At 47.5% G+C, this 2,611-nt stretch carries 5 protein-coding genes and 1 tRNA gene; 4 read left to right on the forward strand and 2 right to left on the reverse strand.

Annotated features, from left to right (window positions below):
• Together BG32_RS04515 and BG32_RS04520 are read right to left on the reverse strand one after the other, a co-directional pair.
• On the reverse strand, nucleotides 1–741 hold a 741-nt coding region (locus BG32_RS04515; protein WP_259459516.1), incomplete at its 3' end, for an alpha-amylase family glycosyl hydrolase.
• A gap of 37 nt (nucleotides 742–778) precedes the next feature.
• Nucleotides 779–867, reverse strand: a tRNA-Ser gene (locus tag BG32_RS04520).
• A 244-nt stretch (nucleotides 868–1,111) separates the two neighbouring features.
• Here BG32_RS04520 and rplU point away from each other — a divergent pair.
• From rplU to rpsI, 4 genes are all read left to right on the forward strand, one after another.
• Nucleotides 1,112–1,435, forward strand: coding sequence for a 50S ribosomal protein L21 (rplU, locus tag BG32_RS04525; protein WP_006486566.1), 324 nt, complete (start codon nucleotides 1,112–1,114; stop codon nucleotides 1,433–1,435).
• Nucleotide 1,436: 1 nt separating this feature from the next.
• Entirely contained in the window at nucleotides 1,437–1,682 is a 246-nt protein-coding gene (gene rpmA / locus BG32_RS04530) for a 50S ribosomal protein L27 (protein ID WP_006486567.1), read from the forward strand.
• 27 nt (nucleotides 1,683–1,709) lie between these two features.
• Nucleotides 1,710–2,234 (forward strand): 50S ribosomal protein L13, encoded by a 525-nt coding sequence (rplM, locus tag BG32_RS04535; protein WP_006486568.1) that lies wholly within the window; start codon nucleotides 1,710–1,712, stop codon nucleotides 2,232–2,234.
• A 12-nt stretch (nucleotides 2,235–2,246) separates the two neighbouring features.
• The coding region (rpsI, locus tag BG32_RS04540) for a 30S ribosomal protein S9 (RefSeq protein WP_121526470.1) at nucleotides 2,247–2,611 on the forward strand (365 nt) is incomplete at its 3' end.

Consider the following 2,611-nt stretch of genomic DNA (forward strand, 5'->3'; position numbering starts at 1 on the left):
CCTGGCCTGGTCGAAGCCGAGACCATCAATCTTGGGCGGCCTGTAGTCCTTAAGATGAGATGCGTCTATCCAGTAGAACCACTCGGGATGTTTGAGTATTAAGGCAGAGTCTCTAGCGGAAGTTCTCGGGATGAAGTCTAGAACGATCCTCATTCCCATAATATGGGCCGCTTCGACAAATGCCTTGAATTCGCGTTCGACGTCCATATCCTCAAGCAAGACATCGTGGTAGCGTTCATCGATTGAGAAGAAATCCTTCACGGAGTAAGGTGAGCCTAGTTCTCCCTTCTTGAACTTGTCGCTGTAACTGGTAACAGGGAGGAAGTAAAGAGTGTCGAAGCCCATCTTCGATAGATATGGAAGCATATAGATCATCTTAAGGAAGGTCCCTGATTCCGAGTATTCTTGCGAATGGAGATCTGAGAAGAATTCCGGGTCTTGATGCGAGTAGGCTGCGGTCGACCTGACGAATGATCCGTAGACGATTGCGGATTTGATCCAAAGATTGTCGCTCTCGTTTCTAATCCTGCCCAGCGACTTCGAATAATCGACTCCCGGTTCGGCTTTAGCGGCTATGCTTTCAATTATGCTTGAGCCGAATTCGTATGGGTCCACAAATATGTATCGATCTCTAAGCTTCAAGGTACCTGAGTACCCGTCAGGTAACCACTCCTTTGGAATGGAGTAATCCATCTTACCCTTCTTACTCTTCAGAAGCTCTAGGATCTCCTTGAGGATCACGATACCACCTCCAAAAAATAAGGGCGCAACGGCCCGCTGGCGGAGGCGGTGGGACTCGAACCCACAAGGGGCGTCAACCCCACCGATTTTCGAGACCGGCTCCTTAGCCAATTAGGATACGCCTCCGTTTTCGTAACTGATTATATCACGGGCAATAGGGCTGTCAATATGGTAACTTGGGAGTCAGAGAGATCTCATCTATTCAAAACTCTTTCTCGTTCGTAATATAAACGTTACTCTTACACTGTTCTGTCACTGCCAATTATGATAGAATTTTGATCGCGAGTGGTTTTTCGTGCATGAAGCAGGTCTAAAATCCGAAAGGTACCTGGTTTCAGCACATTTCTATTGCATGAGGAGGTGGCTATTAGTGTATGCCATCATTGAGGCCTCGGGAAGACAGTATAGAGTCGAGGAAGGCATGACTCTCTTCACCGAAAGGCAGAATGGAAAGGAAAGCGGAGACGAGATAGTCTTCGACAGAGTGATTCTCGTCCACAACGGAGAAGAAGCAACGGTAGGCAAACCTTATGTGAACGGCGCAAAAGTTGTAGGCAAGGTTGTTTCTCACGGTAGAGACAAAAAAGTGCTTGTGGTCAAGTTTGGCCCCCGAAAGAACTTCGACAGAGTAAACGGTCACAGACAGTGGTTCACGGAAGTCTCTATTGAGAAGATCGAGACGGGGGTGAAATGAGATGGCCCGAAAAAGCGCGGGAAGGTCAAACGGGAGAGAGAGTAATCCCAAATATCTTGGGATTAAAAGAGGCGAATCTTCAGCCGTGAAGGCGGGTTCCATTATTGTTAGACAGAGAGGAACAAAGATTCACGCCGGTAAGAACGTAGGACTCGGCAGAGACCATACCCTCTTTGCTCTTATTGATGGCAAGGTTCACTTTGAAGAGAAGAACAACCGCAAGTACGTTAGTGTCTACAGCGAGTAGGCTGTTCGGTTAAGGAGGATTGCATCTATGAAGATTCAGAAGACACCTTTGTGCAGATGGGCAGTAACCCACTCCAAGGTGCAGACGAAAAGAAAGGGAGAAATCGAGAAGACACTCGGTTATCTGGTTGATCATAATGGCAACAAGATAGAGAAGAAATGGTACGTCGTCGATGCGACTGATGTCCCGCTGGGAAGACTTGCTGGACAGATCGCAATGGTTCTGATGGGAAAGAACAAGCCATATTATACTCCCCATCTTGATACCGGTGACTTCGTCATAGTAGTTAATGCCGACAAGGTTAAGCTTACCGGCAAGAAACTCGACCAAAAGAAGTACTACAGATACTCGGGTTATCCGGGAGGCATAAAGGAAAGAACGGCAAGACAGATGATGGACAAGTTCCCGGATAGGGTTGTAAGACTTGCAGTGAAGAGAATGCTCCCCAAGAAGGCTCTTGGTGAAAAGATGCTTAAGAAACTCAAGGTATATGCAGGTCCCGAGCATGAACACGCCGCTCAGAAGCCCGAACTTATCGAACTGGTTAAATGAGGAGGTTGAGGCATGGCTGACTTTGTTGATTATTACGGAACAGGCAGAAGGAAGACCTCTGTTGCGAGAGTTCACCTGAGACCTGGAACCGGTAAGCTCTTAATAAATGGAAAAGAATACAAGGATCTTAAGGAATACCTTTCAAATGACGCATGGGTCAGGAGTGCACTGAAACCCGCCGTTGTCACAAACACCATAGGTAGATTCGACATGCTCATAAGAGTAAACGGCGGTGGACTTGGGGGCCAGGCTGGTGCGATAAGTCTAGGAATCGCCAGAGCGCTTGTTAAGTTCAATCCTGATCTCAAGAAGCTTCTACGACAGAACAGTCTCTTGACGAGAGACCCAAGAGAAGTCGAGAGAAAGAAATACGGCCT

Origin of the sequence: Mesotoga sp. HF07.pep.5.2.highcov, assembly GCF_003666285.1 — a bacterium.
Classification (GTDB): domain Bacteria; phylum Thermotogota; class Thermotogae; order Petrotogales; family Kosmotogaceae; genus Mesotoga; species Mesotoga prima.